21 protein-coding genes are annotated in these 20,406 nt (G+C 60.6%); 9 read left to right on the top strand and 12 right to left on the bottom strand.

Annotation, left to right across the window (positions count from 1 at the left end; all coding sequences use genetic code 11):
• The first annotated feature begins 126 nt into the window (after nucleotides 1-126).
• The 5 genes from AU381_RS26310 to AU381_RS26330 all read left to right on the top strand — a co-directional run bounded on the left by AU381_RS26310 (nucleotide 127) and on the right by AU381_RS26330 (nucleotide 4,488).
• Nucleotides 127-1,335 carry an NAD(P)/FAD-dependent oxidoreductase gene (locus AU381_RS26310; protein WP_064244520.1) on the top strand — a complete coding sequence of 403 codons (1,209 nt, stop codon included), beginning with the start codon at nucleotides 127-129 and terminating at the stop codon, nucleotides 1,333-1,335.
• 176 nt (nucleotides 1,336-1,511) lie between these two features.
• Nucleotides 1,512-1,928, top strand: a complete 417-nt coding sequence (locus AU381_RS26315; protein ID WP_064244521.1) for a cupin domain-containing protein — start codon at nucleotides 1,512-1,514, stop codon at nucleotides 1,926-1,928.
• Nucleotides 1,929-1,952: 24 nt separating this feature from the next.
• Nucleotides 1,953-2,408: a carboxymuconolactone decarboxylase family protein gene (locus AU381_RS26320; RefSeq protein ID WP_064244522.1), complete on the top strand. Its 456-nt coding sequence runs from the start codon at nucleotides 1,953-1,955 to the stop codon at nucleotides 2,406-2,408.
• A gap of 139 nt (nucleotides 2,409-2,547) precedes the next feature.
• Nucleotides 2,548-3,507, top strand: a complete 960-nt coding sequence (locus AU381_RS26325) for a YeeE/YedE thiosulfate transporter family protein (RefSeq protein WP_064244523.1) — start codon at nucleotides 2,548-2,550, stop codon at nucleotides 3,505-3,507.
• Nucleotides 3,508-3,759: 252 nt separating this feature from the next.
• A complete protein-coding gene (locus tag AU381_RS26330) occupies nucleotides 3,760-4,488 on the top strand; it encodes a hypothetical protein (protein WP_162273466.1) in 729 nt (242 codons plus the stop codon).
• Nucleotides 4,489-4,695: 207 nt separating this feature from the next.
• On the opposite strand, the gene AU381_RS26335 is transcribed toward AU381_RS26330, so the two are convergent.
• Genes AU381_RS26335 through AU381_RS26345 form a run of 3 tightly spaced genes read right to left on the bottom strand, consistent with a single transcriptional unit; the run spans nucleotide 4,696 to nucleotide 6,519 of the window.
• Nucleotides 4,696-5,640, bottom strand: a complete 945-nt coding sequence (locus AU381_RS26335) for an alpha/beta fold hydrolase (RefSeq protein ID WP_064244524.1) — start codon at nucleotides 5,638-5,640, stop codon at nucleotides 4,696-4,698.
• A gap of 33 nt (nucleotides 5,641-5,673) precedes the next feature.
• A complete protein-coding gene (locus AU381_RS26340) occupies nucleotides 5,674-5,871 on the bottom strand; it encodes a DUF2798 domain-containing protein (RefSeq protein ID WP_483151401.1) in 198 nt (65 codons plus the stop codon).
• Nucleotides 5,872-5,931: 60 nt separating this feature from the next.
• Nucleotides 5,932-6,519, bottom strand: coding sequence for a TetR/AcrR family transcriptional regulator (locus tag AU381_RS26345; RefSeq protein WP_064244566.1), 588 nt, complete (start codon nucleotides 6,517-6,519; stop codon nucleotides 5,932-5,934).
• A 390-nt stretch (nucleotides 6,520-6,909) separates the two neighbouring features.
• Between AU381_RS26345 and AU381_RS26350 the strand changes: the two genes are divergently transcribed.
• The 4 genes from AU381_RS26350 (at nucleotide 6,910) to AU381_RS26365 (ending at nucleotide 10,831) form a co-directional block, all read left to right on the top strand.
• Entirely contained in the window at nucleotides 6,910-7,311 is a 402-nt protein-coding gene (locus AU381_RS26350; protein WP_064244526.1) for a cupin domain-containing protein, read from the top strand.
• Nucleotides 7,312-7,357: 46 nt separating this feature from the next.
• Entirely contained in the window at nucleotides 7,358-8,677 is a 1,320-nt protein-coding gene (locus tag AU381_RS26355) for an epoxide hydrolase family protein (RefSeq protein WP_064244527.1), read from the top strand.
• Between the two features lie 97 nt (nucleotides 8,678-8,774).
• Nucleotides 8,775-9,512 (top strand): response regulator, encoded by a 738-nt coding sequence (locus AU381_RS26360; protein ID WP_064244528.1) that lies wholly within the window; start codon nucleotides 8,775-8,777, stop codon nucleotides 9,510-9,512.
• Nucleotides 9,512-10,831 carry an ATP-binding protein gene (locus AU381_RS26365; protein ID WP_064244529.1) on the top strand — a complete coding sequence of 440 codons (1,320 nt, stop codon included), beginning with the start codon at nucleotides 9,512-9,514 and terminating at the stop codon, nucleotides 10,829-10,831. The genes AU381_RS26360 and AU381_RS26365 overlap by 1 nt, the downstream gene beginning before the upstream one ends.
• Before the next feature lie 118 nt (nucleotides 10,832-10,949).
• On the opposite strand, the gene AU381_RS26370 is transcribed toward AU381_RS26365, so the two are convergent.
• From AU381_RS26370 to AU381_RS26410, 9 genes are all read right to left on the bottom strand, one after another.
• Nucleotides 10,950-12,170: an NADH:flavin oxidoreductase/NADH oxidase family protein gene (locus AU381_RS26370; protein ID WP_244520151.1), complete on the bottom strand. Its 1,221-nt coding sequence runs from the start codon at nucleotides 12,168-12,170 to the stop codon at nucleotides 10,950-10,952.
• A 146-nt stretch (nucleotides 12,171-12,316) separates the two neighbouring features.
• Complete coding sequence (locus AU381_RS26375; protein ID WP_064244530.1) at nucleotides 12,317-12,982, bottom strand: VOC family protein; 666 nt, start codon at nucleotides 12,980-12,982, stop codon at nucleotides 12,317-12,319.
• Nucleotides 12,983-13,194: 212 nt separating this feature from the next.
• Nucleotides 13,195-13,611, bottom strand: coding sequence for an organic hydroperoxide resistance protein (locus tag AU381_RS26380; protein WP_064244531.1), 417 nt, complete (start codon nucleotides 13,609-13,611; stop codon nucleotides 13,195-13,197).
• A 383-nt stretch (nucleotides 13,612-13,994) separates the two neighbouring features.
• A complete protein-coding gene (locus AU381_RS26385; RefSeq protein ID WP_064244532.1) occupies nucleotides 13,995-15,041 on the bottom strand; it encodes an alpha/beta fold hydrolase in 1,047 nt (348 codons plus the stop codon).
• Between the two features lie 206 nt (nucleotides 15,042-15,247).
• On the bottom strand, nucleotides 15,248-16,186 hold the full coding sequence (locus tag AU381_RS26390) for a GlxA family transcriptional regulator (RefSeq protein ID WP_064244533.1): 939 nt from the start codon (nucleotides 16,184-16,186) through the stop codon (nucleotides 15,248-15,250).
• A 107-nt stretch (nucleotides 16,187-16,293) separates the two neighbouring features.
• Nucleotides 16,294-17,850 (bottom strand): MFS transporter, encoded by a 1,557-nt coding sequence (locus AU381_RS26395; protein ID WP_064244534.1) that lies wholly within the window; start codon nucleotides 17,848-17,850, stop codon nucleotides 16,294-16,296.
• 113 nt (nucleotides 17,851-17,963) lie between these two features.
• Entirely contained in the window at nucleotides 17,964-18,767 is an 804-nt protein-coding gene (locus tag AU381_RS26400; protein ID WP_064244535.1) for an SDR family NAD(P)-dependent oxidoreductase, read from the bottom strand.
• 66 nt (nucleotides 18,768-18,833) lie between these two features.
• Nucleotides 18,834-19,079 carry a hypothetical protein gene (locus AU381_RS26405; protein ID WP_064244536.1) on the bottom strand — a complete coding sequence of 82 codons (246 nt, stop codon included), beginning with the start codon at nucleotides 19,077-19,079 and terminating at the stop codon, nucleotides 18,834-18,836.
• A 102-nt stretch (nucleotides 19,080-19,181) separates the two neighbouring features.
• On the bottom strand, nucleotides 19,182-20,406 hold a 1,225-nt coding region (locus tag AU381_RS26410), incomplete at its 5' end, for a thioredoxin family protein (protein WP_064244568.1).

Below are 20,406 nucleotides of genomic sequence, written 5' to 3' on the forward strand. Positions count from 1 at the left end.
AACGCGGTGCCATGAAGATCGTCGCGGAACCCGTCTCCGCTCCGGAGACAGCTAGCTGAACGGCAATCGTCTGACCGGCTGGACGTCGTCCCGCCGAAAGCGAAGCCTTGTCGAAGAGGAACAGAAATGAGCGTACGAATTCTGATTATCGGCGCCGGCTTTGCCGGAATGTGGTCGGCACTTGGTGCCATGCGGCTGCTGGACCAGCAGGGAAAGGCGGACGGTTCTGTCGAGGTTGCGGTAATCGCCCCGCAGCCCGAACTGCACATCCGCCCACGCCTCTACGAGAAAAACGCGTCCACGATGAAGGCACCCTTGTCGGAGATATTCGCCAATGCAGGCGTACGCTTCATCAAAGGCTATGCGACGGCTGTCTCAACGGCAAAGAACACCGTGACTTATTCGGACGACGAGGGCCGCGAGACCACAATAAGCTATAGCAAGCTTGTTCTGGCGACTGGCAGCGTGTTGTTCCGTCCCGACATCCCGGGGCTGGCGCACGCCTTCAATGTCGACCAGCTTGCCGACGCCGCGGTGCTCGAGGAACATATTTCTGAACTGGGGCGCCTTCCGGAAAGCCGTTCCCGCAACACGGTGGTCGTCGCCGGCGGCGGCTTCACCGGGATCGAAACGGCCGCAGAGATGCCGCATCGTCTTCGTGCCGCGCTTGGAGAGGACGCCGGCATCCGCGTCGTCGTCGTCGAGCGCAATGATGCGATTGGACCGGATCTAGGACCAGGCCCTCGCCCGGTCATCGAGCAGGCGTTCGCGGAACTTGGGGTGGAGACGCGTCTCGGCGCCGAGATCATTGCCATCGATCCCGAGGGCGTGACGCTGGCGTCCGGCGAACGGATCGACGCCGCAACCGTGGTATGGACGGCAGGGGCTCGCGCCAATCCGATAACGAAGCAGATTGACGCGGAGAAAGATGGCTTTGGACGTCTTCACGTCGATCGGAACCTCAAGGTGATCGGTCATTCAAACGTCTACGCGACCGGCGACGTTGCGTATGCCGCGACCGATGATGCCGGCAACCGCACGATGATGAGCTGTCAGCACGCGCAGAACCTCGGCCGCTCCGCGGGACACAACGTCGCGGCCGATTTGCTCGGAGTGGAGCCGGTTCCCTACAGCCAGGAGAAGTACGTCACGTGCCTGGATTTGGGCCCATGGGGTGCAGTCTACACCGAAGGGCGGGACCGCCAGATAAAGCTTTCCGGTGCCGAAGCCAAAAGGCTGAAAACCAGGATCAACACCGAATGGAACTATCCGCAGAGTGCCGAACGCGCCGCGGCTCTTGCGGCTGCAGACCCTTTGCGCATCGTCGTCGCTTGATCATGCGGGGGCATAAATAACTGTTGCCGGAGAAAGCCAACGATCGTTCGAGGCAGCCAATGTGCTCATCCTTCCGCACTGCACTGGCTGCCGCAAGCGAGCCCGTCCCAACTCCTCATGCCGAGAGGATACGGGCTCGCTTTCCCAAGAAGACGTCATAAAGGAGAAGCGTCATCATGAATGCACGGTTCATCAAAGGCGCGGCCTGCGCCGCCATCGCCATCGCCCCCGCCATGCCTGCCGCAGCGCATGACCCCGGCGAAGTTGTTACGCCACATTTCGAAGAGGCCATTCCCAACATTCCGGGCAAGACGCTGAAGGCCGTAATCGTCGACTATCCGCCGGGCGGGGCATCGGTACCGCACAGGCACGCGGACTCGTCGTTCATTTTCGCCTACGTGCTCTCCGGAGAAATCGAGTCGAAGGTGAATGACGGCCCGAGGCAGATCTACCGCGCCGGCGAGAGCTGGCACGAACCGCCGGCGTCCAAGCATCTCGTCAGCCGCAATGCGAGCAACACCAAGCCCGCAAAGCTCCTCGCCGTATTCGTCCTCGATAGCGACGAAAAGGCCTTGACCACTCCCATCAAGTAAAACCGACCTTTAAGGAACAGAACGATGAGCAAGCGTCTCGACTACAACCAGATCGCACCGGCGGGCGCCAAAGCCCTTGGTAGCGTCTACGGCTACATTATGCAGAGCGGCCTCCCTGGAGTGCTGGTCGATCTGGTTTATCTTCGCATCTCGCAGATCAACAATTGCGCCTACTGTCTCGACATGCACACCCGCGACCTGCTGAAGAAGGGGCAACAGATCGAGAAGATCGCGCTGGTGCAGGCGTGGAGGGAAGCTGGCAATCTATTCGACGAACGTGAGAGAGCCGCCCTTGCCTGGGCCGAAACGGTGACGCGCGTGGCCGAGACCGGCGTTCCCGATGAAGCCTACGAGGCTGCGCGCGCTGTCTTCAATGAGCACGAACTCGTCGATCTGACGATCGCGACCGGCCTGATGAACGCCTACAATCGCATGGCGATCAGTTTCCGAAACATGCCACAGGCTGCGCTCGAAAAATAATGGCAGCAACGCTTTGCGGACGCGCGGTCGTCGCGCGTCCGCAGGCTCGCCAGCAGCCGCCGAAATCGCAGCGACGGCCATCAGTAATGAATGCTTGAATTTGTCTGAAACTGGAGCGGTGCGCGAGGCCGTTTGCCGAATGAGCGAATCTCTCATTAACATATCAGGCATGGGACCTGTCGCCGCCAGCTTGGAGATCTGGGCGAGTGTGGCTTTGGCCGCAGCGCTGGGATTTGTTCTCGGTTTCGCGATGAACCGGGGATCGATCTGCACCGTCATCGCCACGAGGCAGTTGGTATCGGAGAGGAGGCCGGCACGTTTCATCGCTTTGATCGAATGTGTCGCCTGGGCGGCCCTCGTCTACGCAATCCTCGAAACGGAACCAATGATGCAGGAGGGTTGGTCGCCACTCAGCTACCTGGTTCCTGCGGCCATTTTGCTTGGGCTCGGCAGTTATGTGAACGACGCTTGTGTGTTCGGGTCTGTTGGGCATATCGGAAATGGCGAACTCGGATTCGCATTCACGTTTCTGGGCATTTATGCGGTCCTATACATTGAACCCCTGTTTGATCTGCTTTCGCATCAGCCACCGACAAGCGCTCCCCCGTCGCTAGAGGCGGCGCTGCTCGCGCTTGCATTGTTGGCCATCGTAGCGCTGAGGCTCGGTGTCTCACGCAGATCCGAGTCAAATTTCCGGCAGTTGACGCTGGTGATGGGGGCGATCGGCATCACCTCTGCGATCCTGGCGGGTCTTGCGCCGGGGTTCTCGATCACTGCATCCTTTGGACCGATCGCTTCGACACCGGTCGCAGGTGCCTTGATCTCTGTCTGCATGTTCGGTGGCAGTCTTGTCTCCGCAAGACTTGGGAAGCAAGGATTCATGCTGAAATGGCCGACAGTGGCGACCATGGTCAAGAGAACGCTTGCGGGCATCCTCATGGGATTGGGTGCGCTCCTCATTCCCGGTGGGAACGACACGCTGCTGCTGATTGGTTTTCCCACCGGGGCCTGGCAGGCGGCGCTCGCCTACGTGCTATTCGTTGCGACGCTGGCCGCACTCATTGTCAAATTCGGTTCAATGGCAAGACCTTGGTCATGACGCTGTTACACCGGCGAAAATGATAGTGAGCCATGTCGGGGCCATCACTCGGAACGCGATTTGTCCGCTGGCCCGCAAGGTGGCCGATGAAATGCCTGGAGCAATGTACCCGGAGGGCTTGCCAGTCAACGTGGACTTGCGGCGCGGTCGCAACATCGTCGCCTCCCCACCTGGCCTGGAACGGCGATTGAAGCGATGCGTCCTTAAAGGTGGTAAATTAATCGTCATGGATCCCAATTGAGGAGAAGATCAATGTCTGGCAATTTGCACCCGTTGCTGGAAGAAGCTCTGGAAGCACACGGCGGGCATCACTGCTGGCGCAAGTTTAAGGGTGTTGCCTCAACCATATTGACTGGTGGCAAGCTATGGGAGCTGAAAGGCGCTCCTTTGATCCCTGTGCCGCGGCGTGCAACAAGCGAGTTCCGCCGCCAGTGGACCCGAGTTACTCCCTTTGGAGAACCGGATTGGACGATGACTTGGACTCCCGAGCATGTGGAGATCAGCGCCGGAGACGGCTCGATTATCGCCGAGCGAGACAACGGACGTGAAGCGTTCGATCGCAGTTTCAACGGACAATGGGACCCGCTGAACCTCGCCTACTTCAACGGCTATGCCATGTGGACGTACCATGCGACGCCGTTCGTGTTCGGCGAGCCCGGCTATGAAGCTCGCGATGTTGCCCCGATCGAAAACGAAGGCGAGACGTTTCGCGGCGTAGCAGTGCGCTTTCCCGATGGCGTACACAGCCACACGCAAGAACAGCGCTTCTACTTCGGCTCGGACGGCCTGCTGTGCCGTCACGATTATACGGTTGACGTGTGGGCGGACACGCCGGCTGCGCACTTTATATCTGATTACGTCGACGTTGACGGGCTGAAGTTCCCGACCCGCCGCAGCGTGTTCACACTCAAGCCGGATGGCACTCTTAACCGCGATTTCAACGCCGTCACAATCGACCTGTCGGATTACGCGCTGTTCTGAGATCACGCTGCCGCGGTTACTGTGTCGCCCCGTACAGCTATAACCGCCCGCCCCGGAGCGCTCCGAACGCTGCTCGGCCAGATGGATGGGTGAGGCCAAAGCGCAATTCAGCAGCGTTATCGAGGCGCCCTCGCAATTGCAGCTAACTTAAGAATCTGGCCCCTGGCTTCTCGGCTTTAAAAGTGACATCGCGACGGCAGAGCCATCTCATTGGAACGACTCACGAATCTCTTCTATGGTCTGGTTCGGACTTTGCAGGTGGGGGTAGTGACCGACGTTCGGAAGAAGCCGAAGCTGTGCCTTGATCTTTTCGGCTAACTCGATGCCCATTTCTTTTTTGATGTAAATGTCTTTCTCGCCCCAAATCACTTTAACGGGGGTCGTCAGCTTGTCTGTGTTGGCCTCGAAGTAGTTTTCGTCTCGCGTGAAGTTGGAATAGTAGTAATAGAAGGCGTCCGCTGACGTCAGTGCGCCATGGTCCCATCCTCTGGACATATCTTCTTTGACGTCCGGGGAAAGATCGAATTGTGCCTCTTCAGGTAAACCTCTCCTGTAGGCATTTTCCAGGATTTCCGCGCGTGTCTGGTTCATGTAGGCGCGTGTCTTCCCTGCGGATGGCTCTGACTTCAGGTTTTGTAAGCTCTCGTACATGTACTGCGGCCGGTCGAACGGCGCGAAATCGCCGACGATGATCATTTTGGCGATGTCCGGCTTTTCCAGCGCCAGAAGAAGTGCCGGCAGCGCTCCGATGTCCGTCGCGTAGATCGTGAGCTTGGAGTCGTCGATGTTCGCCTTCTCGATGTAGTCGTGCAGGACGCGGGCGTATTCATTTGGCGCATAGGAAAACTTGTCGGCCGGAGGCCTCGAGGAAAGACCGTAGCCGGGCCAGTCGAAAGCGTGGACTTCGTAATCATCTGCGAGCGCAAGGGAAATATCCTTCCAGACGCACAGGGTCTCTGGAAAACCATGGAGGAAGAGCACCGTCCCCTTCGGGCTGGAGTTTTGCACCACCATCCTTCTGAGGGTGATGTCCGGACTTGTCTCGATGTAATCGATGTCCAGTTTCTCCGTTTGCGCGGGGTCATCACACGCCCAGGCTATCGAAGAGCTGAAAAGGAGGGCAACAAACGCAGATAGCGATGGTCTGATCATGGCAGTCTCCCTCGGCTTGTGCCGTGTGCTGGCTCATTGAACCGCGCGGTCGACCAAGGCTTGCAGCCGGGGTCCGACCAGAAGGATCGCGGGAATGACGATCACGTATCCGATAGCCCAGGACCGCAGCCATGCGCCGGCGAACGTTTCAGAAAAACCCACATTGAGGGCGAGAAGTACGAACGAGATGATCCCGGTCGTCACGACGCCCATCAACAGGGCAAAGGCAATTTTCCGTTTCCAGGTGCATGTTCATTGGTTTCTCCAATTGCGCAAGGAACTCGGCCGCCGTCACGTGAGGTCGAGGATCGTTTTTTCCACGGCAGGCATAACGGCAATGCGGTGACCGACATTGCCGGTCAGTTGGGAGATCATCAGCCCCCCCTCAATCAGGGCGATCAGCGTAAGGGCGGTCTGTTCCGCATCAACGCTCGCCCGGAACTCCCCGGCGGCAACAGCCGTCTCAATGACCGTGACGATGTTCTTCAGCCAGCCGTTGAAGGCGTCCATCGCTTTTTCCCGGAGATCAGGGTGAGTGCCATCCGCCTCCACTGCCGTGTTCAGCAGAGGGCAGCCTCCCTGAGGGAAGTCGTGGGACTGGAGGTCTTGATACACGTCCACGAGGGCGAGCAATTTGTCTTTGCTGGTCGTGCGCTTGTCCATTTCCACGCGCACCATCGTTTTCACCCGTTGCCAGTTATGCTCGAAGGCAGCCAAGGCGACCTCGTCCTTGTTGGCGAAGTTGCCATAGATGCTGCCTTTTGTAAGTCCCGTGGCTTCCGTCATGTCGGCGATCGACGTACCGGCGTAGCCCTTCACGTTGAAGATGGGGGCTGTCTTTTCCACGATGAACTGTCGGGTTCGCTCAGATTTCTTCATGATCCAGAAATATACCGATCGGTATTTTTTGTCAATGCCGGTGCTGCCCCGGCACTTCGCAAACTGTTCCCGACGCAAAGGATAGGGCTTTGTCTCCAGGGGGTAATAGCTGCCGCGATACCTCGCCTCGCTGACCCCGCCGGGCGCCCCGCTCGCTGGGTGGGAGCCTGCGCGCCTCCCGCCATCAGGGGCCGCGCCTTCATGTGTCGCGCGCCCTCTTCCTCAAAGCAATGCGTGCCGATCGGGCGCCGTGTTCGCTCCGTTGTTCCGCGATACATGCCGTTACAAAAGTCCGGCCCGGCGGACACAGCGTCAATACACATAGGCGCTCAAATGGCGGCACTGGCTTCGAAAAACCAGCCTCGACCCAAATGCTGAAAGGACGAGCATATGAGAACGCCTCGAATCATGGCGGCTGCGCTGCTGATCGTTGCAAGCGGATTGGCGCTGCACGGGGCCAAGGCGCAGCAAGCGGGAATTCAGCGTACCGATCTCGTGCAGCGCGACCTCGGCGTCCCTGGTCGTGAGGCGGTCCAGGTGCGCGTCGACTTCGAGCCCGGCGCAGTCTCCATCAAGCACTCTCATCCGGGCGAAGAGGTGGCCTATGTGCTCGAAGGCTCGCTGGAATATCAGCTCGAGGGCAGAGTGCCGGTCACCCTTCGTGCCGGCGAAGCTTTGTTCATCCCGGCCGGAGTGGCGCACGTGGCGAAGAATGTCGGCAGCGGCAAGGCATCGGAGCTTGCCACATATATAGTCAAGAAGGGCACCCCGCTCGTCGTTCCGGTCAAGTGAGCGTTTCAACAAGGACATTGAGAACCACGTGGAAGGAAGTGCGAAAATGACCGCACAGGAAACAACCGGCGTTTCCGCGCTGTCTCGCCGGGCTCTGCTCCTGAATGGAGCCGCGGTGGCCGCCTTTGCGGTGCTTCGCCCTGCGACGGCCCTCGCCCAAGTGGAGGCCGCGACACCTTTGGAAGCCGGTGACATACGCCCCTTCCGTGTGGATGTGCCGGCGGCAGAGCTCGTCAACCTCCGACAGCGCCTTGCCGCCACACGCTGGCCCGACCCGGAGACGGTCGACGACCGCACCCAGGGCGTGCAGCTTGCGAAGCTTCAGTCAATTGTCCGTTACTGGGAAACGCACTATGACTGGCGTAAGGCCGAAGCGAAACTCAATGCCTTGCCTCAGTTTCTAACGAATATCGACGGCCTTGACATCCACTTTATCCATGTTCGCTCGCGTCACGAAAACGCATTGCCGCTCATCATGACCCACGGCTGGCCGGGTTCGGTTTTCGAGCTGTTGAAAGTCATCGGTCCTCTAACGGATCCGACGGCGCATGGTGGGACCGCGGAGGATGCATTCCATCTCGTGCTACCGTCCATTCCCGGCTTCGGCTTTTCCGAGAAGCCGAAGGGTACTGGCTGGAATCCGGACCGCATCGCCCGCGCCTGGGACCTCCTTATGAAGCGCCTTGGGTACCAGAAATACGTGTCACAGGGCGGCGATTGGGGTGCCATCATTTCTGATGCGATGGGCCGCCAGGCTCCTCCGGGGTTGCTCGGCTTCCACGTCAACAGGATTGAGCGCTCGACCACCATCCCGCCGGAAGTTGCCAGGGCCTTGCGAAGCGGTGATCCTGCGCCGGCGGAGTTGGCCGCCGAGGAACGGGCGGTGTTCGAAGAGACCAGGGAATTCCTCACTAAAGGCTTCGGCTATGCGGCAATCATGGGGACGCGTCCGCAAACCATCGGTTACGGCCTTGCCGACTCGCCAGTCGGACTGGCGGCGTGGTTCTATGACAAGCTCGCTGACTGGGTGTTCACCCGGGGAGAACCGGAACGCACGTTGAGCCGCGACGAGATCCTCGACAACATCACGCTTTACTGGCTGACGAACACCGGGACCTCGAGCGGCCGGATTTATTGGGAGAACAGCGCCGGCACCAGCAAGTTGGCCCCTATCGCGATCCCGGCGGCGGTGACGATTTTTCCCGGCGAAGTTTACAGACCGCCGAAGAGCTGGGCAGAACGGGCCTACACCAAGCTGATTTACTACAACCGCGTGGACAAAGGCGGCCACTTCGCCGCCTGGGAAGAGCCGGAGCTATTCAGCGCCGAGCTCCGCGCCGCTTTCCGTCCATTGCGTCGACCTTAGACTTTGCTTCGTGACAGGCGCGCGAAGCGGTGAATACTGCTACCACGGCGTTCTCAGTTTGATAAGAAATTGACAGTCGAACGGTGGAGATTGCGTCATGGAGCACATCGATCATATCTTGGTCGTCGATGACGATCGGGAAATCCGGGAGCTTGTGTCGAGCTACCTGAAGAAGAACGGGCTGCGCGTTACCGCCGTCGCCGACGGGCGCCAGATGCGCGCGTTCCTCGAGGCCAACACGGTCGATCTCATAATTCTCGACCTCATGATGCCAGGCGACGATGGGCTCGTTCTAAGCCGCGAGCTGCGGGTGGGAAAAAACAAAGCGACACCGATTGTCATGCTGACCGCCCGCTCCGACGAGATGGATCGCATCATCGGGCTGGAAATGGGCGCGGATGACTACCTCGCTAAGCCGTTCTCGGCGCGCGAGTTGCTTGCCCGCATCAAGGCGGTCCTGCGGCGTGCGCGCATGCTGCCTCCGAACCTGCAGATCTCGGAGGCCGGCCAGGTACTGCGTTTCGGTGATTGGAAGCTCGATACGACGGCAAGACACCTCATCGATGCCGACGGCACGGCCATTGCGTTGAGCGGCGCCGAATACCGGCTGCTGCGCGTCTTTGTCGACCACCCGCAGCGCGTCCTCAACCGTGATCAGCTGCTCAATCTGACACAGGGACGCGAGGCCGAACTCTTCGACCGGTCCATCGATCTCCTGGTCAGCCGGGTTCGCCAGCGGCTTGGCGACGACGCCCGCGAGCCGACCTATATCAAAACCGTCCGCAGCGAAGGCTATGTATTCTCTACGCCGGTCGAAATCCTGGAGCCGCGTTGATGCCGCCCGCGGTTCTCAACGGAATTCGTCTATGGCCGCGCACGCTCAGGGCGCGGCTCTTCATTATTCTTCTTGCGGGCCTGGCGATCGCTCACGCCATGTCGTTCGCGGTGCTGTTTTCGGAGCGCTACGTCGCCGCGAGATCGGTGATGTTCAATACGCTCGAGAATGACGTCGCGACGTCGATCGCTATTCTCGACCGGCTGCCTGCGGCCGAACGCGCCGGCTGGCTCGGTCAACTCGCTCGCGGCTCCTATCGGTTCGTTCTGGGGCCGGGCATCCCCGGCAATCCTGTTCTCAAGCCGGACGACGCCGAGGTGGCGTCGAAGATCCAGGGTGCAATAGCTGCAAAATACCCGATCGAGGTCGAATCGATCCCCGGGGCAGGCCGCCATCTTCAGGCGCATCTGCGCTTGAGCGACGGCGAACCGCTGACGATAGACATCACCCCCAGGGGTGTCACGCCTGTCGCCGACTGGCTGCCTTACGTGCTCCTTGGGCAGCTTTCCCTCCTGGTATTGTGCAGCTGGTTCGCCATGCGCCAGGCCATCCGTCCTCTTGCCAACTTGGCGAGAGCCGCCGACACGCTGGACCCGAACAGGAATGCGCCGCGCCTCAGCGAGGCCGGGCCGACGGAAGTGGCTTATGCCGCCACGGCGTTCAACGCGATGCGCGATCGCATCACGCAATATCTTGAGGAGCGCGTGCAGATCCTCGCGGCGATCTCGCATGATCTGCAAACGCCGATCACCCGCATGAAGCTCCGCGCCGAAATGGCCGAGGACTCCGTCGACAAAGACAAGCTCATTCAGGACCTCGGCGAAGTCGAACGCCTCGTCAAGGAAGGCGTCGCCTATGCGCGCAGCGCTCACGGCAAGGAGGAAAAAGTCTCACGCATCGATCTCGCCTCGTTCATCGAGAGTATCGCCTATGACTATCAGGACATCGGCAAGGCGGTTACGCTCGGCGATTTAGCAGACGGCGCAATCGTGACTCGGCCGCAGGCGTTGAAACGCATTCTCACGAACCTCATTGACAATGCGCTGAAATTTGCAGGCAATGCCGATATCGAGGTGCAGCGCCGCGACGCCGCCGTGGTCATCAAAGTGCTCGATCGCGGGCCCGGCATTCCGGAAAGTCAGCTGGATACCGTGCTGAAGCCCTTCTTCCGATTGGAGCAGTCCCGTAGCCGCGACACGGGTGGGACCGGCCTCGGCCTTGCCATCGCCCAACAGCTCGCGACCGCAATCGGCGCAACACTCACTCTGCGCAACCGCGAAGGTGGCGGCTTGGCGGCGGAAATCGCCCTCCGCCAATAGATAGGACGTGGACTGATAAACGATCGATAGCCGATGACCGTATTCGAAATGGACTCCCAGGCTGACCAAGTGACCGTCTAAGTCGGGATCTGGACAATGGCATAGCTGCGGATCGCCTTTAGGTTTGTCCCACGACATCATTGGCAAAGTGCCGCAACCAAATTATTGTTCGAGATTTGTTGCGCGCTTCATAGTCTCGGGTTGCCTGGCCGAGATCGCCGAAAACCGGCGTTTCTTTGTCCGCGCCGATCTCGGTCAGCCGCATGGTATACCACGCGGTCACCCCGCCCTCCGGGGGATCGGAGAATCTGGGAAAGAACGGTTCAAGTTTCCGATCTGCTTTCCAGAGGTCGGGAAGTGAAGGCTCAAGCACGAGCGCGCGCGCAAGACCGACAATGTCGACCGCACCACTTGCCACAGCGTCCTCGGCTTGCGCGCGCGTCTTGAACCCGCCTGTCAACATAAGGGGCTTGGTCGTTACCGCGCGGGCGCGCTTTGCAAATTCGAGAAAGTAGGGTCCGCGTCCCGTTCCGTCGGAGGCAGACTTTGCTCCGGGGAAATAAGTCCCGCCGCTAATGTCGATCAGGTCGACCGAAGATCGGTCCAGCGCCGCCACCACCTTGAGCGCATCTTCCTTGTCGAACCCGCCCTCAAGCTGGTCTGAGGAATTAAGTTTCACGGCGATGGGGAAATCCGGTCCGACGGCTGCGCGAGTTGCCTCGATAGCTTCCAGCAGAGGACGCATGCGATTGGCGATTGGCCCTCCGTATTCGTCGCTGCGCTTGTTGAACAGTGGCGAAAGGAATTGGCCAAGCAAGAATCCGTGCGCCGCATGAATTTGGACGCCGCCGAAACCGGCCTGCTGTGCCAACCAGGCTGTCCTCGCGAACTCCGACGGCAGTTGACGCATTTCGTCCAAGGTCATTTCCACGCAGCGCAGACCTGGCAGATCGAGGGCACTCGGGCCCTTGGGGTTGCTCGTCGGCGCGTACGCTAGCGCTCCGGCGTGACCGAGTTGCAGCCAAAGCTTGGTGTCGTTTGCGCCGCCATGTCGGGCAAGTCTCCGGAACCGGTCAAGGTCGGAGGCATCATTAAGTACCAGATTGCCGGGGTTCTCGGCGTAACCGGCGGTGAGCTGCACCTCACCGATTATGGATACGGCCAACCCACCTGCGGCCCAGCGCTGATACAGCCTGATCTGTTCGGCAGTCGGATGGCCGGTCCCGTCGCCCAAGGAATCCGACATCGCTGATTTCGCAATCCGATTTTTCAGAGTTAAACCGCAAGGCAGTTGCAGCGGTTCGAACAGATTTCCACAGCGTTGCATTTGAAATTCCACGACCAAAAGCTTTCATTTTATCCGCGAAGTCTCTCGGCACCACCCAACGTCATCCGGCTCTGGCTTCGGGTTTATGAGTCGGCGGCCTAGTCCCAAGACAGCAGGGCGGCCGAGCCCGCCCTGCTGCTGCATTTGCCGCCAGCCGATCATGCCGGCTGCGGGGCGCCAGTCTGCTCTCGGACCATGTAGTCGGCGTACCAGCTAGGCCAGTCCTCGTCCCGATGGCCGAGCTGCTTCTCGTATTCGCCGTGGGCGGCCTCCGCACGGCGGAACGCGCTCGCAAGATCAGCGACCGAGGCGAACGTCGTGGCGGCCGCATCGATGCGTCCGGGCAGCCGCGCGGTGACCTCTTGGAGGAGCCAGCCATTACCATCCGGATCCCTGAAGGAGGCGTAGGAGCGGTAGCTGCGGCGCTCGGGGTCAGGACCGCCCACCCGGACCCGCCCGAACAGGTAGGGCTCGTCGCTGCCCGAGTACACGTCGCCCCCGTGGAATACTTCGCTGATATCGACGCCGCGACTGCGCAACTCTTCGCGGGCTGCCTCGATGTCGGCGACGATAAGATACAGTCCCTGGGCGGAGCCCGGCGCCGCGTCGGTAACACTCTTTCCAAAGATGACCGAGGAGCCGGATCCGGGCGGGGTGAACTGGATCACCCGATAGTCGTCGCCGTCGGCGAATTCGGCATCGAGCCGCCAGCCGAGGCTACCGTAGAATTCCTTCGCGCGATCGACGTCCGATACGGGGACAACGATGACCTCGAGTTTCATGTCGAGCGGCAGCGCTCTCTCGCTCTTGTTAGCGGTGACCATGGCTTTTCTCCTTCTGTTTCGATAGGCGCGCACAGCGCCACCAGTGTTTCACTCGTGCATTGGCTCAGGCTTTGGAGCTCCTCGGTGAACGCCTGTGGCTGTTCCGAAGCACCGATATCGCTGAATCGCCCGAGTCACTCCTTGGAACTCGTGGTTTCTCGACGATGGCGCCCCCGATCAGAGGCTCTCCGGTCGGGAGCATCCTCTTCACCTCAGACGATGTTGATCGCGACCTCGATATTGCCGCGCGTGGCCTTGGAATAAGGGCAGGTCTGATGCGCCCTATCGACCAGCGCCCCGGCTGTGTCGCGGTCGATGCCGGGCATGCTCACATTGAGGCGTGCCCCCAGGAAATAGCCACCGGCGCCGTTGCCAAGATCCACTTCGGCATCCACCGCCAGATCAGCGGGGAGTGTTACCTTCCGCTCGCTCGCAGCCTTCCCTATCGCCCCGATGAAGCAGGCCGACCAACCGGCGGCGAAAAGCTGCTCCGGATTGGTCCCCGGCCGCGAACTGCCGGGTGACGAGAGCTTGACGTCCAAACGTCCATCATTACTGCGGGATGCGCCGTCACGACCACCGGTAGTGTGAGTCTTGCCGGTGTAAAGTACCTTTTCGATTGCAGTCATAGTGTCCTTCCTTGCGACAGAGTTGATGACGCCGAGGCGCGATTGCCTTGTCCGACTATCGAGGCACATATGCCGCTGCGCACGTGTATGGCATGTTTCGTGATGCGGCCGAAAAGTAAGCGAATGCTGGCAGAACGCGGAATGGACACACTGCGATACGAAATCGGTGCTAGATCGTTTCCGTGCAGTTGGAGTGAAATGATCTACTCTTTGGAACTACGCGAATATCCGTACGAAAAACCGCGACGCACTTTTCCTGGAAACGCTGTTGGAAGCGACACGCAAAAGCGCGCAGCAACTGTAGCCCTTCCCGATTGACTGGAAGGGCTCCGAGAAGTGTACAGCGACCTTTGTGGGCCTGGAAGACACACGGGCGAAAGTGATCAGAAACGATCGACGTCTACGACCGCCTGGGCAAAGGCCTGCGGCGCTTCCTGCGGCAGGTTATGGCCGATGCCGCCCGTAATCAGCCGATGCTCGTACTTGCTCGGGAACTTCTTGGCATAGGCTGCGGGCTCGGGATGCGGGGCGCCGTTGGCATCGCCCTCCAACGTGATCGTCGGAACGCCGATCAACGGGAATTTGGCGAGCCGTTCTTCCAGACCGTCATATTTCCGCTCGCCGTCGGCGAGGCTGATCCGCCAGCGGTAATTGTGGATCGTGATATCGACATGATCCGGGTTCTCGAAGGCCGCCGCGCTGCGGTTGAAGGTGGCGTCGTCGAAATTCCATTTCGGTGATGCGATCTGCCAGATCAGCCTGGCGAAATCGTTCCGGTATTGCTCGTAGCCGGCGCGTCCGCGTTCCGTGGCGAAGTAGAACTGGTACCACCAGGCAAGCTCGGCCTTCGGCGGCAAGGGCTTCTTGTTGGCTTCACGGCTGCCGATCAAATAGCCGCTCACGGAAACCAGGGCCTTGCAGCGCTCCGGCCAGAGCGCGGCGATGATGTTGGCGGTCCGCGCTCCCCAGTCACAGCCGCCGATGATCGCCTTCTCGATGCCTAGCGCATCCATCAAGGCGATGATGTCGGTGGCAATCGCCGATTGCTGGCCATTGCGCGGCGTGTCGGGCGACAGGAAACACGTCGTCCCGTAGCCGCGCAGATAGGGGACGATCACCCGGTAACCGGCCGCCGCCAGCAGCGGCGCCACATCGACATAGGTGTGGATGTCGTAGGGCCAGCCATGCAGAAGAATGACCGCCGGCGCATCGCCCGCACCGAGGTCGGCATAACCGACATCAAGGACGCCGGCGTGGATCTGCTTTAGCGAGGCGAAGGACGTGTTCGTCCCAGGCGCGGTCGCAGGAATGCGGACCTGGCTCGCTGAATGCGCTTGGGCGATACCTGTCATGCTGAGCTTCGCGGCAGCAACGGCCAGTGCCGCTATCCCGATGAAATGCCGCCTCGGCCGATTGATTTCCTCTGTCATCGATTTTTCCCCGATTGAATGAAGACAGCAGCAGATGCGGGCACCGACCTATCTCCACTGTGTCCGCCGTCGGTGAAATTGAAAGCCTATGTCGAAATCAGGCGGGCAGACACATTGGGATACAATCTCATGCCGCGCGTCTGCGCTTTCCGAGGTCCAGGGTGAAGCTTCCTATCCAAGCAGTCATTTGGCAGCTTCCTGGCTGCCTATGCGCTCTCACGCGCATTCCGCCGGATCGTTTGGGGCGGCTGGCCAAGCGCGCGAAGAAAGGCCCGGCGCATGCGATCGCGATCGGCAAAGCCGGTTTCCTCGGCGATCACGTCCATGGAATGCCGGCCCTGCTCCATCATCAGCCGGGCCGCCTCCACCCGGAGATTTTCCACGGCCTTGGCGGGCGACTGTCCTGTCTCGGCCCGAAACGCACGGCTGAACTGCCGCGCACTCAATCCCGCCGCATCCGCCAGCTTTTCCACCGACAGAACGCTGCGGAGGTTTGCCTTGGCGTAATCGATCGAACGCTGAATCCGATCAGACTTCGGGTCGAGCTCGAGAAGCGCCGAGAACTGCGACTGGCCGCCGGCACGCCGATGATAGACGACAAGCTTGCGCGCGACCGAGCGAGCGACGCCCTGGCCGTGGTCCTTCTCGATCATCGCGAGCGCGAGATCGATGCTGGCGGTCATCCCGGCAGACGTCCAGACGCTGCCGTCGACGATGAAGATGCGGTCCTCTTCGACCTTTACTGCCGGGAAGCGCTCCTGCAACTGGCGCGCAAAGGCCCAGTGCGTCGTCGCCCGGCGCCCATCCAACAGGCCCGACTCCGCAAGCACGAAGGCGCCGGTACATGGCGCTGCCACCCTCCGCGTTGTTTGCAGCGCGTGACGCGCGAAGTCGATCAGCCCCGGTGTGATCGGCTCGATAGTCGTCCCGGCACCGAACATCACGGTGTCATAGGGGGTACCGTCGAAGGGTTTCGTGAGGACGCCGAAGCCGGCTGACGACTTGACCTCTCCGCCCCTCTCCGAAAGCAACTCTATCTCATAGACCGGCTCCCCAAGGGCGACATTCGCCATCTCGAAGGCAGTGACCGCCGCGAAGCCCATGAGCTGGAATTTTGGAAAGACAACAAAGCCGATCCGATGCATGGTGCAATTCCCTGTCTGGAATTGCCGGATATACGATATTTGCGACATGGCCTAAACCACTATAACGAGCCTTCACGAGCAGACTTCCCCATGCGGCGCTTGCCGCTTCACGGCGTTTCATCCGGAGAAATCTTGACCGCGCGGCGTAGTGGCGGCGAACGGCCAATCGCAAAGACCGCAACGGTGCTGAGCATCAACATAATGGCGACGAGAAGAAAGCCATCTGCAAAAGCGTGCGCCCATGCCTGCCGTTGTGCTGCGGAAGCAATTTGCGATGCCGCCCAGGCGCCAACATTGTCGGCCGCTCGGCTCGCAAGAGCTCCGAGACTGGAGATCCGATCCGCCCCGAGGGCGTAGTCGAGCGACGCGCTTTCGGCAAGGGCGCTGGAATGGAACTTCTGACGCTCGACGACGAAGTTCGAAATGAAGCCGATACCGAGCGTCGTTCCGACCAGATTGCTTGCATTGAATACGAGCGATGCCGTCGGGAGGTCCGCAGGTTTAAGGATCGCCGTGCCGACAACCATGGCCGGGGCCAAGAGCAAGAGCTGGCCCGCCGAATAGATGGCGAGCGCCTGCCAGAACGGTTCACCAGCGGAGAACGCCGTGCCATTGGCCATGAGCATTGTACCGACAGCCAGCAGGGCGACGCCCAGTCCCATTGTCACGCGCAGATCGAACAGATGCAGGAACCACCAGACCAGCGGGAAAACGATCAACTGCGCCGCTGCCGCCCACAGCATCAGTTCGGCGACTTCGAGCGGGCGATAGCCTTGCACGATCCCAAGGAACTGCGGCACCAGATAGGAGCTTACCACCAGGCCGGCACGCAACAGGAAATTGAGTCCTATCGGAATGCCGAACCTCCGTGTGACAAGCAACCTCGGCGTTATAAACGGCAGCTGGGAAAAGCGGATCGCGAATATGAACCCGGCCCAGGCGGCGACGGATACGAGCGTGCCCCAGACAATGATTTCGCTGTCGAACCAGAACCGGCGCGTGCCTTGATTGAGGACCAGCACCAGGCTCGTCAGCGCAAGCGACAACAGCGTAATGGTCACCCAATTAGCCTTGAGCGCCGACCAGCTGGACGCTTTGTGCGGTACCCACATACGGGCGGCAACCGCCAGCAGCGCGCCGATAGCCCCCTGAATCAGGAATAGAGCTCTCCAGCCGAAACTGTCCTCGATGAAACCGGAAACCACAGGCCCTGCCGTTCCGGCAAAGAGGAGCGCAAATGCCAGGATGATGACGGCATAGGACAGTCGCGGGCCGCCGGCGACCATAAAGATTGCCACGAACGCCGCAGGCCCGAATCCGCCCGCTGCGAAGCCCTGCACACAACGGAAAGCAATCATGGTGCCGACGTCGGTCGTTATCGCACAGGCGATCGCCGCAGCTGCGAACAAAATTGAACTTACAACCAGATAACGGCCGATGCTCAATGCCCCGATCAACAGGCCAGACGTTACGACGCCGACGCAACTGCCCATGATATAGGCGGTGAGTATCCAGGAGCCGTCGTCTGCGGTGGAGGAAAGGCCTCCCTGAATATCGGCGATGTTGGTCGATGCGAACTGCGCTGACAGGTTCACCAGGAATGATCCCGCCAAACCCGTGGCAAGGAACAGCGCATTTCTCACCGTCAAAGCTGGCGTGTTCATTTCAGATCTCCCTTTACCGTCGCGGCAGCGCCGCCTCGACTTTCGAGCCGGCAGGTGAGACGCCTGGAAGGACGTCGGACACACGTGCCGGCCCGTTGCTCTCGGACTGCGCTTTAACTGATCCCGGCTCGGTAGCGGGTTGCAGGCACGTTGAGGGAAAGGTTCGGGATAAGCTTCTGGCGCGCCGCTTCGTAGGCATCCCAATCGGCGGCATCGGGCAGTGAAGGAATGGTGATCCGCTCGCCGAAATCGAAACCGGCGAGCGCGGCATCCACCATGTCCTCTGCGGGCATGACGATCTCGCTCGGCACGTGCTCCAAGGGCGTGCCGGCTATGCCCCAGAAATCGGTCGCCGTCGCGCCCGGGAGGACTGCCTGTATGCGGATATTTCTGTCGACAAGTTCCTTCTGGAGCGACAGGGTGAAGGCAAGCACGAAAGCCTTGCTGCCGCCGTACACGCCGTTCAGCACCTCCGGCGCGATACCGACAATCGAAGCAATATTGATGATGGCGCCGCCGCCACGTTCAACGAAACCGGGGACTGCTGCATAGGTCAGCCGCGTGAGCGCGTTGACGTTGAGCGCGATCATCTCTTCCATCTTGTCGACATCGGATGCGAGCAGCGGCGTGGTCGCACCGACGCCGGCATTGTTGACCAGCAGGGTGATGCTGGCGTCCTGGTGAAGCACCTTCTCGACGCGGCCCAGGTCAGCCTTGTTGCCGAGGTCCGCTGCAATAACCTCGATGGCGCGGCCGGTCTCGTCGGTTAGGCGCTTGGCCAGTCCATCGAGGCGGGCATGGTTGCGGGCGACGAGGATCAGATCATATCCCCTCCGCGCGAGGCGATTGGCATAGATCGCGCCGATGCCGGAGGAAGCGCCGGTGATCAGCGCGGTGCCTTTCGAATGCTGGGTCATGACAGGCTCCATTCGTTTTGAGTTTGGAGCCTCCCACAGTAGGGGTAAAGCGCAATGTCTCAAATGTCATATATCCAGCTTTTTAGGACATGCTCTCACCAAGGGAGGTAGCGGGCCCCTTATTATCTGGCCAGCCATCAGGGGACCGTTGCGGATGGTTTCAGGTTTTGCCGGCACCGCACTCGCATCTGCCGGCGACATCGGCCTGGCGAATAGCGTCGCGACTGCGGACGGGTTTCGCGGATCGGTGTCCCAGGCACAAGGCGCGGCAGCGAGCCCGATGATTGCAATGGTCATCACAAATTTGCGCATCAGACCTCTCCTTTTTTACTGACCATAGTGATTGTGATGTTCACGAAGTTCCGGACAGATCGCCCACGGGCCGCATTCTTCACTGTCCGAGTTTCCTGTCGCTCATCCGAACGTGAAAACGAAGACTTCCGCGCCGGGATCGAGGAAGCGGATCTCGAAAGTGCGCTCCCGCACTTCACCCGACTGGCGCACGAGCTGGTAGAGGCGCGTCTCGCTCACCGTTCCGCTGCCGTCGGGGCCGATATCCGAACCGTGGTGTGGACCCGGAGCGACGCCGTCGACCGTCACCTGAAAACGGACCTGCCTGCCTCTTACCCCTGGGCCGACGACGAGGTGCAGGTCGCGCGCGCTGAACCTGTAGGTGACCGATCCTCCAGAGCGATTGAGTGTCGCCTGCTCGGCGCCGACGGTCCAGTTGCCGGCGAGGCCCCACTGATTGAGGCGCGGCTTTCCGACTGTGTAGTCGCGCGCCTCATCGGCTGCTACACCTTCGGGCGACACGAAATTGCCGGCGCGCATGTAGCCGACATAGTCCTCGCCGGACTGGAGGTTGGCGAAATCGGAGGCTGCTTCGGCGCCCTTCGCATCGGGCGTCACAAGGCCGCCATCACCCCTGCGGCTGCCTGCAGCTTCCGCCAGTAATTCCTGAAGGACGCGCTCCGACTGCGCGTAATCACCCTCCCCGAAGTGATGGTGCCTGATCCGTCCTTCCGCATCGATGAAGTAGTGCGCCGGCCAGTAACTGTTCCCGAAGGCGCGCCAGATCGCATAGTTGTTGTCGATCGCGACGGGATAGCTGATCCCGAAATCGCGGACTGCCCGCTTGACGTTGTCGATGCGTTTTTCGAAGGCGAATTCAGGTGCATGCACACCGATCACCACCAGCCCCTGATTCCGGTACTTCTCAGCCCAGGCTCGAACATAGGGCACCGTTCGGATGCAGTTGATGCAGGAGTATGTCCAGAAATCAACGAGCACGACCTTGCCGCGCAGCTGCTCGACCGTTAGCGGCTCGGAGTTGAGCCACGTTACGGCGCCCTCCAGCGGCGGGAAGGCCCCTTCGACCGGTAGGTTGCTACGATAGGTCTGATGCTGAACATCCGTGGTTGGTGCGGCACGATGGCTCGCCTTCGCTTCGGAGGAGCCGACGCGGAGCCGGTTCAGGAGCGACTGCTCGAGGCTCGTCGTGCCCGCATAGGACAGGCGCGCAAGCAGCCCCGTGTCGAGGCCGAGCGCGATTGCCATGACGCCCGCCAGCACAGCGATACCGAGGCCTTGGCGAAGACGCTCGCCGAGACCGAGCGACCGCTTCATCGAGGCGAATACC

The sequence above is a fragment of the Sinorhizobium glycinis genome (assembly GCF_001651865.1).
In the GTDB taxonomy this organism is placed as follows: domain Bacteria; phylum Pseudomonadota; class Alphaproteobacteria; order Rhizobiales; family Rhizobiaceae; genus Sinorhizobium; species Sinorhizobium glycinis.

What these genes read in the sequence shown, in the direction of transcription:
- AU381_RS26345 (WP_064244566.1), bottom strand. Translation starts at nt 6,519, where the DNA reads ATGAAGAAATCTGAGCGAACCCGACAGTTCATCGTGGAAAAGACAGCC.
- AU381_RS26395 (WP_064244534.1), bottom strand. Translation starts at nt 17,850, where the DNA reads ATGAACACGCCAGCTTTGACGGTGAGAAATGCGCTGTTCCTTGCCACG.
- AU381_RS26335 (WP_064244524.1), bottom strand. Translation starts at nt 5,640, where the DNA reads ATGATCAGACCATCGCTATCTGCGTTTGTTGCCCTCCTTTTCAGCTCT.
- AU381_RS26315 (WP_064244521.1), top strand. Translation starts at nt 1,512, where the DNA reads ATGAATGCACGGTTCATCAAAGGCGCGGCCTGCGCCGCCATCGCCATC.
- AU381_RS26360 (WP_064244528.1), top strand. Translation starts at nt 8,775, where the DNA reads ATGGAGCACATCGATCATATCTTGGTCGTCGATGACGATCGGGAAATC.
- AU381_RS26355 (WP_064244527.1), top strand. Translation starts at nt 7,358, where the DNA reads ATGACCGCACAGGAAACAACCGGCGTTTCCGCGCTGTCTCGCCGGGCT.
- AU381_RS26400 (WP_064244535.1), bottom strand. Translation starts at nt 18,767, where the DNA reads ATGACCCAGCATTCGAAAGGCACCGCGCTGATCACCGGCGCTTCCTCC.
- AU381_RS26330 (WP_162273466.1), top strand. Translation starts at nt 3,760, where the DNA reads ATGTCTGGCAATTTGCACCCGTTGCTGGAAGAAGCTCTGGAAGCACAC.
- AU381_RS26380 (WP_064244531.1), bottom strand. Translation starts at nt 13,611, where the DNA reads ATGACTGCAATCGAAAAGGTACTTTACACCGGCAAGACTCACACTACC.
- AU381_RS26310 (WP_064244520.1), top strand. Translation starts at nt 127, where the DNA reads ATGAGCGTACGAATTCTGATTATCGGCGCCGGCTTTGCCGGAATGTGG.
- AU381_RS26390 (WP_064244533.1), bottom strand. Translation starts at nt 16,186, where the DNA reads ATGCATCGGATCGGCTTTGTTGTCTTTCCAAAATTCCAGCTCATGGGC.
- AU381_RS26375 (WP_064244530.1), bottom strand. Translation starts at nt 12,982, where the DNA reads ATGGTCACCGCTAACAAGAGCGAGAGAGCGCTGCCGCTCGACATGAAA.
- AU381_RS26320 (WP_064244522.1), top strand. Translation starts at nt 1,953, where the DNA reads ATGAGCAAGCGTCTCGACTACAACCAGATCGCACCGGCGGGCGCCAAA.
- AU381_RS26350 (WP_064244526.1), top strand. Translation starts at nt 6,910, where the DNA reads ATGAGAACGCCTCGAATCATGGCGGCTGCGCTGCTGATCGTTGCAAGC.
- AU381_RS26405 (WP_064244536.1), bottom strand. Translation starts at nt 19,079, where the DNA reads ATGCGCAAATTTGTGATGACCATTGCAATCATCGGGCTCGCTGCCGCG.
- AU381_RS26365 (WP_064244529.1), top strand. Translation starts at nt 9,512, where the DNA reads ATGCCGCCCGCGGTTCTCAACGGAATTCGTCTATGGCCGCGCACGCTC.
- AU381_RS26385 (WP_064244532.1), bottom strand. Translation starts at nt 15,041, where the DNA reads ATGACAGAGGAAATCAATCGGCCGAGGCGGCATTTCATCGGGATAGCG.
- AU381_RS26325 (WP_064244523.1), top strand. Translation starts at nt 2,548, where the DNA reads ATGAGCGAATCTCTCATTAACATATCAGGCATGGGACCTGTCGCCGCC.